Annotated in this window: 16 protein-coding genes; 11 read left to right on the forward strand and 5 right to left on the reverse strand. The window is 58.3% G+C overall.

The window, feature by feature from the left end; translation table 11 throughout:
* Positions 1 to 64: 64 nt before the first annotated feature.
* Complete coding sequence (mfd, locus tag AB2B48_RS02985) at positions 65 to 3,511, reverse strand: transcription-repair coupling factor (RefSeq protein ID WP_368300755.1); 3,447 nt, start codon at positions 3,509 to 3,511, stop codon at positions 65 to 67.
* A 116-nt stretch (positions 3,512 to 3,627) separates the two neighbouring features.
* Positions 3,628 to 4,554, reverse strand: coding sequence for a transcriptional regulator MelR (melR, locus tag AB2B48_RS02990; protein ID WP_368300756.1), 927 nt, complete (start codon positions 4,552 to 4,554; stop codon positions 3,628 to 3,630).
* Between the two features lie 249 nt (positions 4,555 to 4,803).
* Here melR and melA point away from each other — a divergent pair, with 249 nt between their 5' ends.
* From melA to AB2B48_RS03005, 3 genes are all read left to right on the forward strand, one after another.
* Complete coding sequence (gene melA / locus AB2B48_RS02995) at positions 4,804 to 6,159, forward strand: alpha-galactosidase (protein ID WP_368300757.1); 1,356 nt, start codon at positions 4,804 to 4,806, stop codon at positions 6,157 to 6,159.
* 83 nt (positions 6,160 to 6,242) lie between these two features.
* Positions 6,243 to 7,673, forward strand: a complete 1,431-nt coding sequence (melB, locus tag AB2B48_RS03000; RefSeq protein WP_368300758.1) for a melibiose:sodium transporter MelB — start codon at positions 6,243 to 6,245, stop codon at positions 7,671 to 7,673.
* A gap of 2 nt (positions 7,674 to 7,675) precedes the next feature.
* Positions 7,676 to 7,930, forward strand: coding sequence for a SemiSWEET transporter (locus AB2B48_RS03005; protein WP_368300759.1), 255 nt, complete (start codon positions 7,676 to 7,678; stop codon positions 7,928 to 7,930).
* A 28-nt stretch (positions 7,931 to 7,958) separates the two neighbouring features.
* Here AB2B48_RS03005 and AB2B48_RS03010 read toward each other — a convergent pair whose 3' ends face one another.
* Complete coding sequence (locus tag AB2B48_RS03010) at positions 7,959 to 8,582, reverse strand: DUF2238 domain-containing protein (RefSeq protein ID WP_368301899.1); 624 nt, start codon at positions 8,580 to 8,582, stop codon at positions 7,959 to 7,961.
* A gap of 172 nt (positions 8,583 to 8,754) precedes the next feature.
* On the opposite strand from AB2B48_RS03010, the gene lolC reads away from it, so the two are divergent.
* From lolC to cobB, 5 genes are read left to right on the forward strand one after another with little or no spacing between them, the layout of a single operon-like run.
* Complete coding sequence (gene lolC / locus AB2B48_RS03015) at positions 8,755 to 9,954, forward strand: lipoprotein-releasing ABC transporter permease subunit LolC (protein WP_185666394.1); 1,200 nt, start codon at positions 8,755 to 8,757, stop codon at positions 9,952 to 9,954.
* Complete coding sequence (gene lolD / locus AB2B48_RS03020) at positions 9,947 to 10,648, forward strand: lipoprotein-releasing ABC transporter ATP-binding protein LolD (RefSeq protein ID WP_220439555.1); 702 nt, start codon at positions 9,947 to 9,949, stop codon at positions 10,646 to 10,648. Before lolC ends, lolD begins: the two co-directional genes overlap by 8 nt.
* A complete protein-coding gene (gene lolE, locus AB2B48_RS03025; RefSeq protein ID WP_185666392.1) occupies positions 10,648 to 11,892 on the forward strand; it encodes a lipoprotein-releasing ABC transporter permease subunit LolE in 1,245 nt (414 codons plus the stop codon). Before lolD ends, lolE begins: the two co-directional genes overlap by 1 nt.
* A gap of 60 nt (positions 11,893 to 11,952) precedes the next feature.
* Positions 11,953 to 12,864: an N-acetylglucosamine kinase gene (gene nagK, locus AB2B48_RS03030; protein ID WP_220439564.1), complete on the forward strand. Its 912-nt coding sequence runs from the start codon at positions 11,953 to 11,955 to the stop codon at positions 12,862 to 12,864.
* Positions 12,865 to 12,876: 12 nt separating this feature from the next.
* Positions 12,877 to 13,698, forward strand: a complete 822-nt coding sequence (gene cobB, locus AB2B48_RS03035) for a Sir2 family NAD+-dependent deacetylase (protein WP_185666391.1) — start codon at positions 12,877 to 12,879, stop codon at positions 13,696 to 13,698.
* Between the two features lie 99 nt (positions 13,699 to 13,797).
* Here the strand turns inward: cobB and AB2B48_RS03040 are convergent, their stop codons facing one another.
* Positions 13,798 to 14,994: an ROK family transcriptional regulator gene (locus tag AB2B48_RS03040; RefSeq protein ID WP_368300760.1), complete on the reverse strand. Its 1,197-nt coding sequence runs from the start codon at positions 14,992 to 14,994 to the stop codon at positions 13,798 to 13,800.
* Between the two features lie 114 nt (positions 14,995 to 15,108).
* Here AB2B48_RS03040 and AB2B48_RS03045 point away from each other — a divergent pair, with 114 nt between their 5' ends.
* From AB2B48_RS03045 to AB2B48_RS03055, 3 genes are all read left to right on the forward strand, one after another.
* A complete protein-coding gene (locus AB2B48_RS03045) occupies positions 15,109 to 18,366 on the forward strand; it encodes a DUF5107 domain-containing protein (RefSeq protein ID WP_368300761.1) in 3,258 nt (1,085 codons plus the stop codon).
* A 66-nt stretch (positions 18,367 to 18,432) separates the two neighbouring features.
* Positions 18,433 to 19,866: a sugar porter family MFS transporter gene (locus AB2B48_RS03050; RefSeq protein ID WP_368300762.1), complete on the forward strand. Its 1,434-nt coding sequence runs from the start codon at positions 18,433 to 18,435 to the stop codon at positions 19,864 to 19,866.
* Complete coding sequence (locus tag AB2B48_RS03055; protein WP_368300763.1) at positions 19,866 to 20,705, forward strand: aldose 1-epimerase; 840 nt, start codon at positions 19,866 to 19,868, stop codon at positions 20,703 to 20,705. The genes AB2B48_RS03050 and AB2B48_RS03055 overlap by 1 nt, the downstream gene beginning before the upstream one ends.
* 39 nt (positions 20,706 to 20,744) lie before the next feature.
* Here the strand turns inward: AB2B48_RS03055 and potD are convergent, their stop codons facing one another.
* Positions 20,745 to 21,791 (reverse strand): spermidine/putrescine ABC transporter substrate-binding protein PotD, encoded by a 1,047-nt coding sequence (gene potD / locus AB2B48_RS03060; protein WP_333498557.1) that lies wholly within the window; start codon positions 21,789 to 21,791, stop codon positions 20,745 to 20,747.
* Positions 21,792 to 21,794 lie beyond the last annotated feature (3 nt).

The following is a 21,794-nucleotide window of genomic DNA, read 5'->3' on the forward strand; positions in this document are numbered from 1 at the left end:
GAAGGGGGCGGTGGAAGGAAATAGCCCGGTGGCGCTATGCTTACCGGGCCAGTAACGATGACACTCAGGCGACCGCGTTCTCTTCAAGCTGGCGCATAAACTGGCGCACCCACTCCATGCGCGTTTTACGCTCGCTCAGATCCTGGAAGAATTTGAGGCGTGTCGGGCCGTCGAGACGATAGTGCTGCGGTTGCTTTTGCAGTAAGCCAATCAGCCACGTCGGGTTAACGTGATTCTTCTCAGCAAACTCAATCACGCCGCCTTTCTCATTGCCTTCAAACTTGCGGATCCCGAGTTTCTGCGCCTGCTGACGTAAACGGGCGATATCCAGCAGGTTGCGCGCGGCGTCCGGCAGCAGTCCGAAGCGGTCGATCAGCTCAACCTTGATTTCGTCCAGCTCGTTCTCGCCCTTCGCGCTGGCGATCCGTTTGTAGAACGACAGGCGGGTGTTGACGTCAGGAATAAAATCATCCGGCAGCAGCGACGGCATGCGCAGTTCGACTTCGGTTTGCTGGCTGGTCAAATCCTCCAGCGATGGCTCGCGGCCCTCTTTGAGCGCATCGACGGCGTTTTCCAGCAGCTCCATATACAGCGTGAAACCGATGGTCTCCATAGAGCCACTTTGATCTTCACCGAGCAGTTCGCCCGCACCGCGAATTTCGAGGTCGTGGGTGGCCAGCGCAAAGCCCGCGCCGAGGTCTTCCAGTGAGGCAATGGCTTCCAGACGTTTTTGTGCGTCAGTGGTCATTGCTTTCGGATGCGGTGTCAGCAGCCAGGCGTAGGCCTGGTGATGCGAACGACCGACGCGACCGCGCAGCTGGTGCAGCTGGGCCAGACCGAAGTGGTCCGCCCGCTCGATGATAATGGTGTTGGCGGTTGGGATGTCGATACCGGTTTCGATGATGGTGGTACACACCAGTACGTTGAAACGCTGGTGGTGGAAATCATTCATCACGCGTTCCAGCTCGCGCTCGCGCATCTGCCCGTGGCCGATGGCGATACGGGCTTCCGGTACCAGTTCTGCCAGCTTATCGGCAGCTTTCTGAATGTTTTCAACGTCGTTGAACAGGTAGTAAACCTGACCGCCGCGCAGCGTTTCACGCAGAATCGCTTCGCGCACCACCAGACTGTCGTACTCGCGCACGAAGGTTTTCACCGCCAGACGGCGGGCCGGTGGGGTAGCAATAATCGACAGGTCGCGCATGCCGCTCATCGCCATGTTCAGCGTACGCGGAATCGGCGTGGCGGTTAGGGTCAGAATATCAACGTCGGCACGCATCGCCTTGATGCGCTCTTTATGGCGAACGCCAAAGCGGTGCTCTTCATCAACAATCAACAGACCCAGGTCGCGCAGCTTGACGTCGCTTTGCAGCAGCTTGTGGGTACCGATCAGAATATCGATTTTACCCTCGGCGGCTTCGGCCAGAATCTGCGTCTGCTCTTTGGCGCTACGGAAGCGCGACAGCATCTCGATGCGCACCGGCCAGTTGGCGAAGCGGTCGCGGAAGTTGTCGTAGTGCTGCTGGGCAAGCAGGGTGGTCGGTACCAGTACCGCAACCTGCTTGTGGTTTTCAACCGCAAGGAAGGCAGCACGCATGGCGACTTCGGTTTTACCAAAGCCCACGTCGCCGCACACCAGACGGTCCATCGCCAGCGGCTGGCACATGTCGCTCAGCACCGCGTTAATTGCCTGCGCCTGATCTGGCGTGGTCTCAAACGGGAAGCTATCGCAGAACAGCTGATATTGTTCGCGGTCGTGTTTGAAGGCAAAGCCCTCTTTGGCGGCGCGCTGGGCGTAGATATCCAGCAGCTCGGCCGCCACGTCGCGCACCTTCTCGGCGGCTTTCTGCCGCGCGCGCGTCCAGGCGTCGCCGCCCAGCTTATGCAGCGGCGCGTTCTCTTCCGCACCACCCGCGTAGCGGCTGATAAGGTGCAGCGAGGAGACCGGCACGTACAGTTTGGCATCGCTGGCATAGGTGAGCATCAGATACTCGCCGGTAATCCCGCCCGCTTCCAGCGTGGTCATCCCGGCATAGCGGCCGACGCCGTGCTCCAGGTGGACCACCGGCTGGCCAATATGCAGCTCCGCCAGATTGCGGATAAGCGTGTCCGGGTTAATGGTGCGACGCGCGTCCTGACGACGGCGCGCTACACGCTCGCCAAGCAGGTCGCTTTCGCAGATTAACGCCAGGTTATTCTGGGTATCGATAAAACCATGCTCGGCGGCGCCAATCATCAGATAGCGGTTGTTGCCGGTGGCTTCATCCAGACGCTGGATGCGTTTCGGCGCAAGCTTAATGCGCGCCAGCAGTTCCCCCAGCGCTTCACGACGCCCCTCGCTCTCTACCGAGAAAATCACCGGGCCGGTAAAGGACTCAATAAACTTACGCAGGCTCTCCAGCGGCGACTTGTTCTGCGCCTGAACGGCAAGCTCCGGCAGCGACTGGAAGCCGAGGTTAGTATTGGCCGCTTTCTTCGGCAGGCTCTCGGTTTTGAGCTGCACGCGCGGCCATTTTTTCAGCTCGCTGTTTAGCTCATCCGTTTTCAGCCAAAGTTGGGCTGGCGGCAGCAGCGGACGCATCGGGTCGACGCCGCGGTTTTCAAATCGCGCCTGGGTATCGGCCTGGAAGCGGTTCGCGCTGGCGTCGATATCACCGGTATTAACCAGCAGCGTGTTGGCCGGGAAGTAGCTGAACAGCGGCGGCAGCGGTTCGCTGAAGAACAGCGGCTGCCAGTATTCAATACCGGCAGGCAGCGTGCCTTTGCTGACCTGCTGATAGATATGTTCGGCATCGCGCTTGACGTCGAACTTATCGCGCCATTGGCTGCGGAACAGTTCGATGGCGGTTTTATCGGTCGGGAATTCGTGCGCCGGCAGCAGGTTAATGGCGTCCACTTCTTCGAGCGTGCGCTGGCTGTCAACGTCGAAGACGCGCAGGCTGTCGATTTCATCGTCAAAGAAGTCGAGGCGGTAAGGCTGCTCGCTGCCCATCGGATAGAGGTCAAGTAACGCACCGCGGGTGGCGTACTCCCCGTGCTCCATCACCTGATCAACGTGGCGATAGCCCGCGCTTTCGAGTTGATTACGCAGCGCATCGCGTGACAGGCGCTGGCCTTTTTTCATCACCAGTGCGTGGCCGTGCAGGAAACTGTGCGGACAGACGCGCTGCATCAGCGTGCTGACCGGCACAATCAGTACGCCGCGCTGCATAGTTGGCAGTTGGTACAGCGTCGACAGGCGTGAGGAGATAATGTCCTGATGCGGGGAGAAGCTGTCGTAAGGCAGCGTTTCCCAGTCGGCGAGATTCATCACCAGATTATCGGTGAACTGGCTGATTTCGTCGTGCAGTCGCAGCGCATTTTGCATATCCGGGGCAATAAGGATCACCGGGCCTGCGTGACGTTCAGCGATCTCTGCCACCAGCGTCGCGCAGGCGGCACCGGTCAGTTCGCCAAGCTGGCGCTGGTCGCCAGGTTTACTCGGTAGGTCGTAACGGGCATGTTCAGGCATAGTCGGCGCACGTTCTCCAGAAAGCCGTGTCTTCACGGTAATAATATAAATTTGCTGTACTTATTATCCGTGATGGCGGCGGGAGTGCAACCGCATAAAATGATGAATCCGGCGGATCAGAGAGTTTGTCGCTTCTGCTGGCTTAGCTTGCGGTACTGCTGCGGTGACATGCCGACGTAGCGGCTGAAGGTGCTGTAGAAGCGGCTGCTGGAACGAAAGCCTGCGGTCATCGCGACATCAAGGATGGTTTTATCGGTGTCGCTCAGCAGGGCGCGTACGTGGTTAATGCGCATCGCCGTAATGTACTGCTTTAAGGTGAGCTGCATTACGCGCTGAAAAATGCCCATCGCATAGTTGGCGTTGAGCTTGACGTGATCCGCCACGTCGTTAATGGTCAGCGCCTGATCGTAGTTATCGGCAATAAAGCCCAGCATCTGGCTGACGTAAAACTGCGCGTGGCGCGAGACGCTGTTCTTGTGGGTGCGCGAGGTTTTGTTAAGCAGGATGGGCTGCCAGCCGGAGAGGCTAAAGCGTTTGAGCATCAGGCCGATCTCATCGATCGCCAGTTGGCGAATCTGCTCGTTCGGGCTGTAGGCCTCCTGCTGCCAGCGCAGCACTTCAAAGGTGCTGAGCTGCTGAGTCGCCAGCGATTGCACCACCATGCCGTGGGTGACGTGGTTAATCAGGTCCCGGTCCAGCGGCCAGGAGAGAAACTGGTGCATCGGCAGGCTGAAAATCGCCATCTGCCGACAGTCGCCCGGTCGCGTCAGCTGATGCGGAGTACAGGCCCAGAACAGGGTGATGTGTCCCTGTTTTATCTGCACCACCTCGTTGTTAATCAGATACTCCACATCGCCGTCAAACGGCACGTTGACCTCCACCTGACCGTGCCAGTGGCTGGCAGGCATGGCGTGCGGCCGACGCAGTTCAATGTCCATGCGCTGGTATTCGGAATAGAGCGACAGCGGGCTACGGGTCTGCTTTTCATCGCCGTTGCACATATGTGGGTCGCGGGGCAGAAAGGTGATTGGCTCGTCGCTCATGGTGACTCCGTTTCCTGAAATATCAGAATCATGCCAGCAGGGCAGACTCAAACGCAGGTGCTATAACAGATACTAGCCTGATTAGCAGGCCGGATACTCTGCTTTTTAGTCAAATTACTCCCAAAAACTCAGATCTTGTCGCGAGCGGCATCAGATCTGAGTTTTTGGGAATGCTCATCAGGGAAGACGGAGGTTTTCGGCCAGGGCGCGTGCCACGATAAAGGCGTTCACTACTGTTTCTGGAGAGTCATGATGACAGCACCAAAGATTACCTTTATCGGCGCGGGTTCCACCATTTTTGTTAAAAATATCCTGGGCGATGTTTTTCATCGCGAGGCGCTTAAATCAGCGCATATCGCCCTGATGGATATCGATGAGACGCGTCTTGAAGAGTCGCACATTGTGGTGCGTAAACTGATGGATTCCGCCGGTGCATCCGGCCATATCACCTGCCATACCGACCGCAAAGCGGCGCTGCAGGGGGCTGATTTTGTGGTGGTCGCCTTCCAGATTGGCGGCTACGAGCCGTGCACCGTGACCGATTTTGAGGTCTGCAAACGCCACGGGCTGGAGCAGACCATTGCCGATACCCTCGGCCCGGGCGGCATTATGCGTGCGCTACGCACCATTCCGCACCTGTGGCAAATTTGTGACGACATGACCGAAGTCTGCCCTGACGCCACCATGCTTAACTACGTTAACCCGATGGCGATGAACACCTGGGCTATGTACGCCCGTTATCCGCACATCAAGCAGGTGGGGCTGTGCCACTCGGTACAGGGTACGGCGGAAGAGCTGGCTCGCGACCTGAATGTCGACCCTGCCACGCTGCGCTATCGCAGCGCCGGGATTAACCATATGGCGTTCTACCTGGAGCTGGAGCGTAAAACCGCTGACGGTCGCTACGTTAACCTCTACCCGGAACTGCTGGCCGCCTATGACGCGGGGCAGGCGCCGAAACCGAATATTCACGGCAATGAACGCTGCCAGAATATCGTGCGCTATGAGATGTTTAAAAAGCTGGGCTATTTTGTCACCGAGTCGTCAGAGCACTTTGCAGAATACACCCCGTGGTTTATCAAACCGGGGCGTGAAGATCTGATTGAACGCTATAAGGTGCCGCTGGACGAGTATCCAAAACGCTGCGTCGAGCAACTGGCGAACTGGCATAAAGAGCTGGAAGAGTACAAAACCGCCGACCGCATCGATATCAAACCGTCTCGTGAATACGCCAGCACCATTATGAACGCTATCTGGACCGGTGAACCGAGCGTGATTTACGGCAACGTGCGTAACGACGGGCTTATCGATAACCTGCCGCAGGGCAGCTGCGTTGAGGTAGCGTGCCTGGTGGATGCCAACGGTATTCAGCCAACCAAAGTGGGCACGATTCCGTCGCATCTGGCGGCTATGATGCAAACCAATATCAACGTGCAGACGCTGCTGACCGAAGCGATTCTGACCGAAAACCGCGATCGCGTTTACCACGCGGCGCTGATGGACCCGCATACCGCCGCAGTGCTGGGCATTGAAGAGATTTACGCGCTGGTGGATGACCTGATTGCCTCACACGGCGATTGGCTGCCGGCCTGGCTGCACCGTTAAGCCCAACTGCGCCGGGCGTAAGACCCGGCGCTTACCTCTCTAATAACAGAAGGCGGGCGCTGGTAACAGCGACCCGGTACCCTATGAGCATCTCTCTGACAACAAAACTCAGTTACGGATTCGGTGCGTTTGGTAAGGATTTCGCCATCGGTATCGTCTACATGTACCTGATGTACTACTACACCGACGTGGTGGGATTATCGGTAGGCCTGGTGGGCACGCTGTTTCTGGTGGCTAAAATCTGGAATGCGTTCAACGACCCGATCATGGGCTGGGTGGTGAACGCTACGCGAACGCGATGGGGCAAGTTTAAGCCGTGGATCCTGCTCGGCACGCTGGCGAACTCGCTGGTGCTGTTTTTACTGTTCAGCGCCCACCTGTTTGAAGGCACTACGCAGGTGGTGTTCGTCTGCATCACCTACATCCTGTGGGGCACGACCTATACCCTGATGGATATTCCGTTCTGGTCGCTGGTACCCACCATTACCCTGGATAAGCGCGAACGCGAACAGTTGGTGCCGTTCCCGCGCTTTTTTGCCAGCCTCGCCGGGTTCGTCACTGCTGGGATTACGCTGCCGTTCGTGAACTACGTGGGCGGCGCAGACCGGGGATTTGGCTTCCAAATGTTTACGCTGGTGCTGATCGCGTTCTTTATCGCCTCGACGATTGTCACGCTGCGCAACGTCCATGAAGTCTTCTCGTCAGACAGCGATGCCACGGCGGACAGCAGCCGCCTGTCGCTGAAATCCATTCTCGCCCTCATCTACAAAAACGATCAGCTCTCCTGCCTGTTGGGGATGGCGCTGGCCTACAACGTGGCGTCGAATATCATCACCGGCTTTGCCATTTACTATTTCACCTACGTGGTCGGTGATGCGGATCTGTTCCCGTACTACCTTTCCTATGCCGGGGCGGCCAACCTGCTGACGCTGGTGCTGTTCCCGCGTCTGGCGAAGGCGCTGTCGCGACGAGTGCTGTGGGCGGGGGCGTCACTTCTGCCGATGGTCAGCGGCGGCGTGCTGTTACTGATGGCGCTGGCGGGTTCGGCGAACGTGTTAGTCATCTGCCTTGCGGGGATTTTCCTGAACGTCGGCACCGCGCTGTTCTGGGTTCTGCAGGTGATTATGGTGGCGGATACCGTCGATTACGGCGAGTACAAGTTTAACGTTCGCTGCGAAAGTATCGCCTATGCGGTGCAGACGATGGTGGTGAAGGGCGGGTCGGCGTTTGCCGCCTTCTTTATCGCGGTGGTGCTCGGGGTGATTGGCTATACGCCAAACGTTGCCCAGTCTGCCGAAACCGTGCTCGGTATGCAGTTCATCATGATTGTGCTGCCTGTCGTGTTCTTTGCGATTACCCTGGTGCTCTATTTCCGCTTCTACCGTCTGAACGGCGACCAGCTGCGTAAAATTCAGATTCACCTGTTGGATAAATACCGCAAAGTGCCGACGCCCGCTGCACCGCAAGAGGTGCCGGTCAGGCCGATTCCCGTTACCCGCGATGCGCAGGCGTAAACATGGAGTGGGCTTCTTTGATTGGCTATGTGGCCGCATGCCTGACGACGCTGTCGTTCTTACCACAGGCCATTAAGGTGATTGCTACCCGCAACACCCAGGGGATCTCCGGCCTGATGTACATTATGTTCGTTTGCGGACTAGTCATGTGGCTGATTTACGGCGTGATGATTGAAGATACGGCGGTCAGCATGGCGAATTTGATGACGCTGGTGTTCGCCATGCCGATTTTGATTATCAAGTTCCGACGCGGGTAGGGTGTATTGCGAGAATTGCCGGATGGGGTTAACGCCATCCGGCAGCTTTTAACTGTCGGCAGTGCCAACCCGCCAGTACGATAACCGTTGTCAGCGCACCCAGCAGGGCACAGAACATATCCGACTGCGTATCCCACGGGTCGCCCTGAGTGCCGAGAAAATCATCCGCGCCTTGCCCCATTGCCAGCGCCGCCCACCACTCAATCAGCTCGTAGGTCGCGCTAATCGCGAGCGCCACGCAGCAGACCAGAAATGCCAGCATCTTACGCCCGCGCACAATGTGCCCACGCAGCAGAATTTCGCGCGTCGCCAGCGCCGGCACCAGCCCCTGGAAGAAATGCCCCAGTTTGTCGTACGGGTTACGGCTGAGGTCAAGCCAGGCCTGTACGTCAAAGCCAATCGGCACCTTAGCGTAAGTGTACTGACCGCCCACCATCAGAATGATGGCGTGAAAGAAAATCAGCGCGTAAAGCAGCGGGGTGAGGGGATAGCGTTTCGCCGTGAATAGCAGCAGCGGCACAACGATAATCACCGGGGTGACCTCCATCAGCCAGGTCACTTTTTCAGCGGCGTTCACGCCGGTATAAATCAGGAACAGCGCCAGAAGCGCCGCGCCTGCGGATAACAGCAGAGGATTTACGGTGCGGATCATCATGAATTCGCAAATAAAGGGAAAACATCACTATTGTCCGTGACGACCAAAATTTCAATGTTTGCGTCCTTTCGTCAGCGATTGTCAGCCTTGCGCTTACGGTTCAGTCATTTACCCATCCTGCTTTCGCTTATATACTCGTGCATCTGCTTTCAGCAACCAGACGGATTACATGTACCAACCTGTCGCACTATTTATCGGCCTGCGCTACATGCGTGGGCGAGCAGCGGACCGCTTCGGTCGCTTTGTTTCCTGGCTGTCGACTATCGGCATCACGCTTGGCGTGATGGCGCTGGTGACCGTACTTTCGGTGATGAACGGCTTTGAACGCGAGCTGCAAAACAACATTCTGGGGCTGATGCCGCAGGCCATTCTGACAGCCGAACAGGGCTCCCTCAACCCGCAACAGCACCCGGAACAGAGCGCGAAGCTCCAGGGCGTGACGCGCGTCGCGCCGCTCACCACCGGTGATGTGGTGCTGCAAAGTGCACGTAGCGTTTCGGTCGGGGTGATGCTGGGGATCGACCCGGCGCAAAAAGATCCGCTCACGCCGTACCTGGTCAACGTCAAACAGACCGATCTCACCGCCGGAAAATATAACGTCATTCTCGGCGAGCAACTTGCCGGGCAACTCGGGGTTAACCGCGGCGATCAAATTCGCGTGATGGTGCCTTCTGCCAGCCAGTTTACGCCGATGGGCCGCTTGCCGAGCCAGCGCCTGTTTACGGTGATTGGTACTTTTGCTGCCAACAGCGAGGTCGACGGTTACCAGATGCTGGTCAATATTCAGGATGCCTCCCGCCTGATGCTCTACCCGCTGGGGAATATCACCGGCTGGCGTCTGTGGCTGGATAAACCGCTGCAGGTGGATACTCTGAGCCAGCAAACATTGCCGCAGGGCACCAAATGGCAGGACTGGCGCGAGCGTAAAGGCGAGCTGTTCCAGGCCGTGCGCATGGAAAAGAACATGATGGGGCTGCTGCTGAGCCTGATCGTCGCCGTTGCCGCGTTTAACATCATCACCTCGCTGGGGCTGATGGTGATGGAGAAGCAGGGCGAAGTTGCCATTCTGCAAACCCAGGGGCTGACGCCGCGACAGATCCTCACCGTCTTTATGGTGCAAGGCGCCAGCGCGGGCATTATTGGCGCGCTGTTAGGCGCGGTGCTTGGCGTGTTGCTGGCCAGCCAGCTCAATAATTTAATGCCGATTATCGGCGCGTTTCTCGACGGTGCGGCGCTGCCGGTTGCCATCGAGCCGCTGCAGGTTATCGTGATTGCGCTGGTGGCGATGGCCCTGGCGCTGCTGTCGACGCTTTACCCTTCCTGGCGCGCTGCCGCCACTCAACCCGCTGAGGCTTTACGTTATGAATAAGATCCTGTTGCAATGCGACAACCTGTGCAAACGCTATCAGGAAGGCAATGTGCAAACCGACGTTCTGCACAATGTCAGCTTCAGCATTGGCGAAGGCGAAATGATGGCGATTGTCGGCACCTCCGGTTCCGGTAAAAGTACGCTGCTGCACCTGCTCGGCGGGCTGGATACGCCAACCACTGGCGACGTGATTTTCAGCGGTCAACCGATGAGTAAGCTCTCTTCGGCGGCGAAAGCTGAATTGCGTAACCAGAAGCTCGGTTTTATCTACCAGTTCCACCATCTGCTGCCGGACTTTACCGCGTTGGAAAACGTGGCGATGCCGCTGCTGATTGGCAAGAAGAAAACGGCTGAAATCACCACCCGTGCGCTGGAAATGCTGAAAGCGGTAGGGCTTGAGCATCGCGCGAGCCACCGTCCATCGGAGCTCTCCGGCGGCGAACGTCAGCGCGTGGCGATTGCCCGTGCGTTGGTGAATAACCCACGCCTGGTGCTGGCCGATGAACCAACCGGTAACCTCGATGCGAAAAATGCTGACAGCATCTTCAAACTGCTGGGCGAATTGAATCAGTCGCAGGGCACCGCCTTCCTGGTGGTGACGCACGATCTTCAACTGGCGAAACGAATGGGCCGTCAGCTCGAAATGCGCGATGGCCACCTGAGCGACCAACTGACCCTGATGGGAGCGCATTAATGGCTCCGTCCCTCTCATTACTGATCGGCCTGCGCTTTAGCCGCGGCCGTCGGCGCGGCGGCATGGTGTCGCTGATTTCCGTTATCTCTACGGTCGGCATCGCGCTGGGCGTGGCGGTGCTGATCGTTGGCCTTAGCGCGATGAACGGTTTTGAGCGTGAGCTGAATAACCGCATTCTGGCGGTGGTGCCGCACGGTGAAATTGAAGCGGTGAACCAGCCGTGGAATCACTGGCAGAACGTGTTGCCAAAAGTGGAAGCGGTGAAGGGCATTGAAGCCGCGGCGCCGTACATCAACTTTACCGGCCTGGTCGAGAGCGGCAGCAACCTGCGCGCCATCCAGGTGAAGGGCGTTGATCCGGTGCAGGAGAGCAAGCTCAGCGCGCTGCCGCGTTTTATCCAGGCTGAAGCATGGGCTAATTTTAAAGCCGGTGAGCAGCAGATTATTCTCGGCAAAGGCGTGGCCGATGCGCTGAAGGTGAAGGCGGGAGACTGGGTTTCTATCATGATCCCGAACTCGAATCCGGAACATAAGCTGCTGCAGCCAAAACGCGTGCGCCTGCACGTGACGGGGATTCTGCAGCTAAGCGGCCAGCTTGACCACAGCTTTGCGATGATCCCGATGCAGGACGCCCAGCAGTATCTCGACATGGGTGAGAGCATCTCCGGTATCGCCATCAAGGTGAACGACGTCTTTAACGCCAACAAACTGGTGCGTGATGCAGGCGAAGTGACCAACAACTATGTCTACATCAAAAGCTGGATTGGCACCTACGGCTACATGTACCGCGACATCCAGATGATCCGCGCCATTATGTATCTGGCGATGGTGCTGGTGATCGGCGTGGCCTGCTTTAACATCGTCTCCACGCTGGTGATGGCGGTGAAAGATAAAAGCAGCGATATTGCGGTGCTGCGCACACTGGGCGCCAAAGACGGGCTGATTCGCGCCATTTTCGTGTGGTATGGTTTATTGGCTGGCCTGCTGGGCAGCGTGTGTGGCGTGGTGATTGGGGTGCTTGGCTCCCTGTACCTGACCAACATTATCAACGTGATTGAAAAACTTATTGGTCACCAGTTCTTATCTGGCGACATCTATTTTATCGACTTCCTGCCGTCTGAATTGCATTGGCTGGATGTCGTTTATGTGCTGGTCACGGCACTGTTGCTGAGTCTGCTGGCGAGCTGGTATCCCGCCCGTCGCGCCAGCCGAATCGACCCTGCGAGGGTGCTGAGTGGCCAGTAATTTGACGTCCTGACCGTGTGGCCTTGCTGCTGCGCGCGTCAGTTAGAGGAATGAACAATGATGCATTACGGATTTGACATTGGCGGCAGCAAGATTGCACTTGGCGTATTTGATTCATCGCGCCAGCTACGGTGGGAAACGCGCGTTCCCACGCCGAAAGAGAGCTATGAACGCTTTCTTGACGCGGTCATCGCACTGGTAAAAGAGGCCGACGAACGCTTTGACTGTCGGGGTACAGTGGGGATAGGCATTCCCGGCATGCCGGAAACCGAGGGCGGTTTGCTGTACGCGGCTAACGTCCCGGCGGCCAGCGGCAAACCGCTGCGCGCAGACTTAAGCCGTTTGCTCGATCGCGACGTCCGTCTGGATAACGACGCCAACTGTTTCGCGATTTCCGAAGCCTGGGACGACGAGTTCACCCAGTATCCGCTGGTGATGGGGCTGATTCTCGGCACCGGCGTTGGCGGCGGTATCGTGCTGAACGGTAAATCGATTACCGGTCATAGCTATATTACCGGCGAGTTTGGCCATATTCGCCTGCCGGTGGATGCGCTGGAAGTGGTGGGGCGTGATTTTCCGCTTACCCGCTGCGGCTGCGGCCAGTCCGGCTGCATTGAAAACTATTTATCCGGTCGTGGTTTTGCGTGGCTGTACGCGCATTTTTATCAGCAGCCGCTGACCTCGCCGGAAATTGTTGCTCTCTGGCAGCAAGGGGATCCTAACGCGCGTGAGCACGTTGAACGCTATCTGGATCTGCTTGCGGTGTGCCTTGGCAACATCCTGACCATCGTCGACCCGGATTTGGTGGTGCTCGGCGGTGGGTTATCTAATTTTACAGCGATCGCCGATGGACTAGCGCAACGCTTACCGCGTCATTTACTGCCTGTAGCCCGTACGCCGCGCATTGAGCGCGCCCGTCACGGTGATGCAGGGGGGATGCGCGGCGCGGCGTTCCTTCATCTGACCAACTAACATGGAGTAGATATGCAGTCGCGCCGCTTACATCGATTGAGCCGTTTTCGTCGGAATAAACGTCAGCTGCGCCAGCGTCTGCGCCAGCGAATTTTCTTTACGGACAGGGTGATGCCAGAAGAGATGGATAAACCAAGAGTGGTCGTACTGACGGGCGCAGGCATTTCGGCGGAGTCGGGCATTCGGACCTTCCGCGCGGCGGACGGGCTGTGGGAAGAGCATCGGGTTGAGGACGTGGCAACGCCGGAAGGCTACCACCGCGATCCTGAGCTGGTGCAGCGCTTCTACAACGAACGCCGTCGTCAGCTACAGCAGGCGGAGATTGCGCCGAATCCGGCGCATCTGGCGCTGGCAAGGCTGGAAGAGGCGTTGGGCGAGAACGTGCTGGTGGTGACGCAGAACATCGACAATCTGCATGAACGCGCGGGCAATAAAAACGTGCTGCACATGCACGGCGAACTGCTGAAGGTGCGCTGCACCCAAAGCGGCCAGGTGTTTGACTGGCCGGGCGATCTGACCGTTGACGATCGCTGCCACTGCTGCCAGTTCCCGGCGCCGCTGCGCCCGCATATCGTCTGGTTTGGCGAAATGCCGTTTGAGATGGACCATATCTATATGGCGCTGGCGAGGGCGGATATCTTTATCGCCATCGGCACATCGGGGCACGTCTATCCGGCGGCGGGTTTTGTTCACGAAGCGAAGCTGCACGGCGCGCACACCGTGGAGCTGAACCTTGAGCCAAGCCAGGTCGGCAGCGAGTTTGAAGAGAAGCATTATGGTCTGGCAAGCGAAGTGGTGCCAGCGTTCGTGGCGAAGTTGCTGAAAGAAATTTGATGTTTGGGTTATGACAATGAAAAAGCGGAGCTCAGGCTCCGCTTTTTTTATTGCCGTCATCCCGGCGGCGCTGCGCTTGGCCGGGCTACATTGTGTTGGTTAAACTTCACTCAGCAATGCCTCGACGTAGAGATAACCGCTGCCCAGTAACTGCTGCCCCGGGGTCAATTGACCGAATCCAATCTGTGTGGCCTTAATTTTCGGTGTATCGCCGTGATCGAAAGGGTTAAACCCGGTCTGGCGGATAATGGTGTTCAGCCAGGGTTCGCCAAAGGCACAGCTTCGACCATACAGCCAGATCTGGTTAATATTGAGAATATTCAGAAAGTTATACAGGCTTAGCCCGATAGCGCTGGCCGCGTTTTCCACCCACGCCCGTACCGGACCTTCTCCGCGCCGCCAGGCATCGATCAGCTGTGCGGTGGTGAGGTTATCGGGGTCGAGACTCTGGTTACCAGGACGAGATTTTAACCAGATACGGGCCTGCTTTTTCAACGCACTTAATGACGCCACCGTCTCAAGACAGCCGTAGCGACCGCAGTCACAGGCCATCCCGTCGGGGTTGATGATGGTATGGCCAATTTGCCCCGAACCATACAGACTGCCGCGCCAAATCCTGTCGTTAATCACGAACGATGAACCAATGCCGTAGTCGACATTAATCACGCAGAAATCCGCCAGCGCCGCCGGGTTTTGCCATTTCTCCGCCAACGCCAGCATCACACAGTCATTATCCAGGCGCACCTGTATGCCCAGTTGTTCTTCCAGCAGATAGCGGATTTCCAGCGGCGCTTTCCACGGTGCCTGCGGCATGGTTTGCGAAACCCCGGTCACCGGGTCGACCTGACCATGTACACCAAGCGCCAGGTTAATGATGGCCTGCGGATGCTGCTTTCTATACCGCCGCCAGTGGGCCGCAATGGCGCTAATCAACGCGGTGGGCTGCGGGGCGCTAATGGTTTCGTGCTGCACGTCGCCGATGGGGAGCAGCCGGCTATCGGCTAACTGGCTGCTGATGTGGGTAGGCGACACGTTCATACACAGCAGCCAGGCGCCATCGGTGGGGATCTGGAAGCTGCCGCTGTTGAGCCCGCGCTGGCTGAGGTTTTCCCGCGAATGGGTAATACGGCCTTCATCCAGCAACTCCTGCAGAATATTGCTGACCGCCGGGATCGACAGCCCGGTTATCTGCGCCAATCGGGACTTACTGAGCTGCTTTTCGCGCCACAGATGACCAAGAAATACCTGCTTGTTGGTCTGCCTGACCCGGGCATTATTAAAACCGGTTCGCAACATTTACTTAACTCCCTTAACTGTATTGCGTGAGCATTGCGCATTTTAACCGCGACATGCTCAGCCAGAATGTTGTCATTCCCCCATTTCACTTCAATTTATTTAGTGGAGAGCTGAATGTACAGTGCAGTGAAGGTTTGGCAAGAAACCGTATCCCTCCCGACATGGACCACCGGCGCCGAAGATCCTAACCCCATGTTTCTCGAAAAACGCGTCTATCAGGGCTCATCTGGCGCGGTCTGGCCTTATGGGGTGATTGATACCCTGACCGGTGAGCGTGAAATGCGCGACTACCGGGCGGTCTGGATGGAGAATGATTTCATCCGCGTCATGCTGCTACCGGAGCTCGGTGGGCGTATTCATCGTGCCTACGATAAAGTCCGTGAGCGTGACTTTGTCTACTACAACGAAGTGGTGAAACCGGCGCTGGTTGGTCTGCTGGGACCGTGGATCTCCGGTGGTATCGAGTTTAACTGGCCGCAGCATCACCGCCCGACCACCTTTATGCCGGTTGACGTCACTATCCAGGCAGGCAAGCAGGGCGAACAGACGGTATGGATGGGCGAAGTGGAGCCGATGCGTGGTCTGCAGGTGATGGCGGGCTTCACGCTGTATCCGGACCGGGCGCTCATTGAAATTACCGGTAAGGTCTTTAACGGCAACGCCACTCCGCGTCATTTCCTCTGGTGGGCTAACCCGGCGGTGAAGGGCGGTGACGATCACCAGAGCATCTTCCCACCGGACGTGACCGCCGTTTTCGACCACGGCAAGCGCGCCGTATCGGCATTCCCTATCGCCACCGGGACGTATTACAAGGTGGACTACTCCGCTGGCGTGGATATCTCACGCTATAAAAACGTGCCGGTACCGACCTCCTATATGGCGGAAAAATCAGACTATGACTTTGTTGGCGCCTACCATCACGGCGAGCATGGCGGGCTGCTGCACGTTGCAGACCATCACGTCTCACCGGGCAAAAAACAGTGGAGCTGGGGCTACGGTGATTTTGGCCAGGCCTGGGATCGCAACCTGACCGATGAGAACGGCCCGTACATTGAACTGATGACCGGGGTCTACACCGATAATCAGCCTGACTTCACCTGGCTGGCCCCGTTTGAAGAGAAGGTCTTTGTGCAGAACTTCCTGCCATATGGTGAATTGGGACGGGTGCACAACGCCAGCACGACCCTGGCTATCAAACTGGAACGCCAGGACGATAACATCACGCTGGGCGTCTACGCCGTGGCGCCGTTGCATGAAGTCAGCGTTGTGCTGACGGCAGATGGCGAATCGCAGTGGGAGACCGTTATCTCATTAACGCCGGGGGAAAGCTGGCAGCAGACGCTGCCGTCGCCGGGGCCGCAACGTTTATCGCTGGCGGTGCTGGATGCCACCGGAACCACGCTGTTGCGCTATGACGAGCATATCCCGCAGGAGACCCCGCTGCCGGACGCAGCACAAGCCCCGGCGCAGCCAGAGGCGCTTGATAACCCGGATGAACTCTATTTCATCGGCCAGCACCTTGAGCAGTATAACCATGCCAGCCGTCATGCGCAGGACTACTACCGTCGTGCGCTGGCTATCGACCCTCACGATTATCGCAATAACGTCGCGCTCGGTACGCTGGCGTTGAATGCCGCCGATTGGGGGCAGGCGCAGCAGTGCGCGGAAGCCGCGCTGGTGCGGGCGCATCGTCTGAATAAAAACCCGCGCGATGGTGAGGCCAGTTGGCTGCTGGCAACGGCGCTGGAGCGTCAGGGTAACGACGATGCGGCATGGGATAGCTATTACAAAGCGAGCTGGAGCGGTAACTGTCGCGATGCGGCCTTCTGGGCGCTGGCGCGACTGGCGATGAAGCGCGGTGACTATGCTGATGCGCTGGAAAAAGTGGAGAAAAGCCTGCTGTTTAACGGCAGCAACAACCTGGCGATGGGGCTGAAGGCGCTGGTTCTGGCGCGTCTCGGTCGGGAAGACGAAGCGCTGCGCTGGACTGCACAACAGCTTTCACACTATCCGCTGAGCTACCCGCTGCACTATGCGCGCTTTGCGATCCGTGGTGATGCTGCCGATCGTGATGCTCTGCTGCAGGTGACGGGACAGCGCGGAACCAACGCCAGCATTCTGGCCGGCTGGCTTGTCTCGCTGGGCCTGCGCGAGGACGCGCGAACGCTGCTGGCCGTCCTCGACAGCCAGGAGACGCTGCCGTTGCTGTGGCGCGCGGCGCTGGGTGACGATCGTGCCGTCAACCTGCAACGGGCGCGGCAGGCCTTCGCCCGCCGGGTGCGCTTCCCCAATACCCTGGACGAAGTGCAGATGCTGCAACAGCTCCAGGACTCACCTTTTGCTATCTGGCTGCTGGGCTGCTTCTGGTACAGCAAACGTCGTTACGACGAAGCGGTAGCCTGCTGGCAGCAAACCCTGACGCTGGAACCGGCCTTTGCCCCGGCGCACCGCCTGCTGGGTATCTGGCAGTGGAACAAACAGCACGATGCCGATGCGGCGGCGCAAAGTCTGGCGCAGGCGGTGGCGCTGGAACCCGAGAATGCGCGCTTCCTGTTTGAGCTGGACTGTCTTGCGAAGCTGAACGCAGAAAGCGTTGAGACCCGATTAACTCGGCTTAATGACCGCCTGAGCGTGGTCTTCCGCCGCGACGATCTGACCGCCGAGCTGCTCAGCCTGTGGCATGCCCACGGTGATTATGACGCCGCCGCAGAGGTTCTGCGCGACCGTGTCTTCCATCCATGGGAAGGCGGTGAGGGGAAGGTTACCGGACAGTATTTGCTCAATCAGATGCATCGGGCGTTAGCACAGGACGATCCCCACAAGGCCACCGCACTGCTGGAAGCCGCGCTGCACTACCCGCATAACCTTGGCGAAGGCCGCCTGCCGGGGCAAACGGATAACGACATCTGGTATCTGCTGGGTGTCTATGCCTCTCAAATGGGCCAGCACGAACAGGCGTGGTACTACTTCAGCCGTGCCCGTGACGGCGAATCGGTGCTGGAGGCAGGACGCTACTACAACGACCAGCCTGCCGACTATCTCTTCTGGCAGGGGATGGCGCGCCGGGTTCTCGGCGATCACGCCGGGGCTGACGCGCATTTCCGCAGCTTTATCCGTTGGGCTGAAGCGAATCGTGATACTGCGCCGGAGAGTGATTTCTTCGCGGTGTCCTTGCCGGACCTGGTGGCGCTGGATAGCGATAGTCGCCAGCAGCATCAGCAGCACTGTCTGTTTATCGAGGCGCTGGGCTGGCTGGGGCTGGGAGAACGTGAACGCGCCAGTGAATTGCTGACCCGCCTGCTGGCGCTGAATCCGGCTCACGACAAAGCACACCTGTTCCGTCATGTGTTGAAACGCGAGCTGTTGCCATAACATAACAGCGGGTGGCACGAGCCACCCGCCACTCTGACCCTGCGTTTTCCGACTGAGGAAATCAACATGAAAGCTACAGAATTAAAAATGGGGTACGTCTGGACCATCTGCCTGGTCGCCGCCTGCGGCGGGCTGCTATTTGGCTATGACTGGGTGGTGATCGGCGGTGCCAAGCCGTTCTATGAAGCCTATTTCAATATCACCGATCCGGCGCAGTCCGGGTGGGCGATGAGCTCGGCGCTAGTGGGTTGCGTGCTCGGCGCGCTGGTTTCGGGCTGGTGTGCCGACAAATTTGGTCGCCGACTGCCGCTTATTCTGGCGGCCATTCTCTTCAGCGCATCGGCGTGGGGAACGGCGATGGCCAGCAACTTTGACATGTTTGTGGTGTATCGCATTGTCGGCGGCGTCGGGATTGGGCTGGCCTCTGCGCTCAGCCCACTCTATATCGCCGAAGTGAGCCCGGCGGAAAAACGCGGTCGCTTTGTGGCTATCAACCAGCTGACTATCGTGATTGGCGTGCTGGCGGCGCAGCTGGTGAACCTGCTGATTGCCGAGCCGGTCGCCGCCGGGGCAACCCAGCAGGCGATCGTGGAAAGCTGGAACGGGCAAACGGGCTGGCGCTGGATGTTTGGCGCGGAGCTTCTGCCGGCGGTGGCTTTTTTACTGCTGCTGTTTATCGTACCGGAATCGCCGCGCTGGCTGATGAAGGCCGGGAAAGAGGCTCGCGCCCGCCAGATGCTGGAACGCATTGGTTCACCGGAATACGCCAGCCGTACCCTGAACGATATCGCCCATACGCTGGCGAAAGACAGCCAGCGGGTTGCTTTCTCTACGCTGTTACAGCCGCAGGTTAAGCCGGTCGTTATCATGGGCGTCGTACTGGCTATCTTCCAGCAGTGGTGCGGCATCAACGTGATTTTCAACTATGCGCAGGAGATTTTTGCCTCCGCCGGGTTTGATATCAACGGCACGCTGAAATCGATAGTCGCAACCGGGATTATCAACCTGGTCTTCACCATCGCCGCGCTGCCGCTAGTGGATAAACTGGGGCGTCGCAAGCTGATGCTGCTGGGGGCGAGCGGCTTAACGGTTATCTACGCGTTGATTGCCGGAGCCTACGCGCTGGGCATTATGGGCTGGCCGGTGCTGCTGCTGGTGCTGGCGGCGATCGCCATTTATGCGCTGACGCTGGCGCCGGTCACCTGGGTGCTGCTGGCGGAGATTTTCCCTAACCGCGTGCGTGGGCTGGCGATGTCATTGGCAACATTGGCGCTGTGGGTGGCCTGTTTCCTGCTGACCTATACCTTCCCGCTACTGAACGCCGGGCTGGGCGCATCAGGCAGCTTCACGCTCTATGGTGTTATTTGCGCGCTGGGCTATCTCTACATCCTGCGTAACGTGCCTGAGACGAAAGGCGTGACCCTGGAGGCGCTCGAAGAGCAGCTGGCGGCGGGCCACCAGAAAAGCGCAACGGCAGCCAACACCGGTCGGGCGCACTGATGACCGAACTGCTGCTTGAGAATGCGCATCTGCGGATGCGCATTACACCGCAAGGTGGCGCCGTGCAGAGTCTCGAGCGGGTGGCTGACGGCCAGCCGCTACTGCGGGCAGGGAAGGGGGCGCGGCCGGATGATGTGGCCCTGTTTCCCATGCTTCCGGTGGCGAACCGGGTACGCGACAATCGCTTTAGTCTGGCGGGAGAGCGGATAACGCTGCCGGACTCCCCGGTGGATAATGACTTCTTTCTGCATGGTGACGGCTGGGTAAACCGCTGGGCGGTGGGATCACAGACGACGCAACGCTGCGTTCTGACTCTGAGTCAACGGCACCGCTGCGGCTTCGATTATCACGCCGAGCTGAGCTATACGCTGGTAGAAGCACGTTTGCAGGTGGCGATAACGCTGCGCCATCGCGGGGCCAAACCGATGCTGTATGGCATGGGGATCCACCCGTTCTTTACCCTCGATAGCGACACGACGCTGACATTCTCTTCCGCTGGCTACTGGCCAGAAGGGGAACGGCATTTACCTGGGCGATGGCAGCCCAGGCTTCCAGAGGATGCCGACTTTAATCGGCCTGCGCCGGTTGCTGACCGCTGGCAAAATGTCGGCTATTCGGGCTGGGGCGGCGTGGCGACGCTACGACGATCGGACATAACGGTGCAGCTAACGGCCCGTACGCCCTGGCTGATGCTGTATCGCCCACCAGGCGAAGCGTTTGTCTGTCTTGAACCGCAAACCCATCCGGTCGATGCGCACTCGATGGACGGACAGCCGGGGTTAGTGTTGCTGAGGGCAGGGGAGGAGATGCATTTTACGGCGGAGATAGCGTTGGTGTAGCCCGGCGGCGCAGTGCCTGCCGGGCTAGCGGGGCGATAATTAACGTCCCGCTTTCAGCTTCTGGTAATACTCTTCATACAGCGTACTGGCGCTGCCGACATCGTTCTGCCATTCGCCTTTGTTGATGGTCTCGGCATCCGGGTAGAGCGACTTGTCGTTGGCGACCTCCGGGCTCAGCAGCTTACGCGCCGCCAGGTTTGGCGTTGGGTAGCCGATGGTTTCCGCCACCTCTTTTGCCACGTCCGGGCGCAGCAGGAAGTTAATCAGCTTCAGCGCGCCTTCTTTGTTTTTGGCATTGGCCGGAATCGAGAGGCTGTCCATCCAGAAGATACCGCCTTCTTTTGGCCACACCACTTCCAGCGGCGTACCGGCCTGACGGGCAACGAACGCGGAGCCGTTCCACACCATCCCCAGATTCACTTCGCCTTCCATATAGGGGTTAGCCGGGTTGTCGGAGTTGAACGCCGCCACGTTTGGCATCAGCTTTTTGAGCTCGTTGTAGGCCGCTTCAATCTCTTTCGGGTCGGTGGTGTTACCGGAGTAGCCTAGCTTGCGCAGCGCCACCTGGAACACTTCACGGGCGTCGTCGGTCAGCAGTAGGCTGCCTTTATACTCTGGCTTCCACAGGTCGGCCCAACTGGTGACGGTTTTTGGGTCAATCGCATCGCTGTTGATACCAATCGCCGTTGCGCCCCAGATGTAGGGGATCGAGTAGTCGTTGTTGGGATCGAACGGCTTGTTGAGCATCTCCGGGTCGAGGTTCTTAAAGTTGCTCAGCTGACTTTTATCGATCTTCTGGATCATGCCCTCTTTGCGCATCTTGTCGACAAAGTAGGTCGACGGCACCACCAGATCGTAGGCGCCGTCTTTGTAAGTCTTGAGCTTGGCGTACATGGTTTCGTTCGACTCGTAGGTCGAATAGATAACCTTGATGCCGGTCTCTTTGGTGAACTGTTCCAGAAGGCCTGGCGGCACGTACTCCGTCCAGTTATAGAAATAGAGCGTTTTGCTATCGTCCGCGTGGGCCGCACTCATGCCGAGCGCTAAAGCACCTGCCGCGAGCAGGTGGCGTGACCATTTTTTCATTTT

It is taken from the genome of Kluyvera sichuanensis (assembly GCF_040930405.1).
GTDB lineage: Bacteria > Pseudomonadota > Gammaproteobacteria > Enterobacterales > Enterobacteriaceae > Kluyvera > Kluyvera sichuanensis.